Source organism: Halobacillus sp. BBL2006 (genome assembly GCF_000786645.1).
Classification (GTDB): domain Bacteria; phylum Bacillota; class Bacilli; order Bacillales; family Halobacillaceae; genus Halobacillus.
Window position 1 is genome coordinate 1 of the sequence record NZ_JRNX01000647.1, and the last position, 702, is coordinate 702.

Consider the following 702-nt stretch of genomic DNA (forward strand, 5'->3'; position numbering starts at 1 on the left):
GCAAGATGAAAAAGCAAAGAAAAAAGTGAAAACATTGCTGCTAGGAAGCGGAAAAATCATGGTTGATATCGAAGATACAGTAGAAAAAGCAGATCAATCATTTGAAACGATCGATGCTGTACGTATCGAACAAATCTATCCTTTCCCAGAGAAAAAACTGGCAGAAATTCTTGAGACCTATCCAAACCTGGAAGAATTGGTGTGGGTACAGGAAGAGCCACAAAATATGGGTAGCTGGTACTTTGTTGAAGGCATCCTCCACAAACTATTAAAAGGTGATCAGATTCACCGGTATGTTGGAAGACCACATCGTGCGTCTCCATCCGTCGGGGAACCAAATATCCATAAAACCGAGCAAAATCGCATAATTCATGAAGCGCTACAGATGTCTAAAGGAGGAAATTCAAATGAAGGAAATTAAAGTTCCTGAACTAGCTGAATCTATCACAGAAGGTACGATAGCGGAGTGGCTTGTTAAAAAAGGTGATCAGGTAGAAAAGGGCGATCCAATCCTTGAATTAGAAACAGACAAAGTTAACGTCGAAGTGAATGCAGACGCAAGCGGAGTCATCGCTGAGCTGCTAAAAGACGAAGGGGATGACGTAGAAGTCGGAGACGTCATTGCTAAAGTGGATGAGAACGGAGAAGCAGGTGGATCTGAGGAAGAAGCTTCAGATGATAAAGAAGAACAAAAAGAAGAAA

At 41.7% G+C, this 702-nt stretch carries 1 protein-coding gene and 1 pseudogene; both read left to right on the plus strand.

Annotation, left to right across the window (positions count from 1 at the left end):
- A pseudogene (locus tag LD39_RS17585) lies at positions 1-421 on the plus strand (2-oxoglutarate dehydrogenase E1 component); the annotation flags it as partial.
- Positions 408-702: biotin/lipoyl-containing protein (locus LD39_RS17590; RefSeq protein WP_035550804.1), on the plus strand; the 295-nt coding region annotated here is incomplete at its 3' end. The pseudogene LD39_RS17585 and the gene LD39_RS17590, both read left to right, overlap by 14 nt.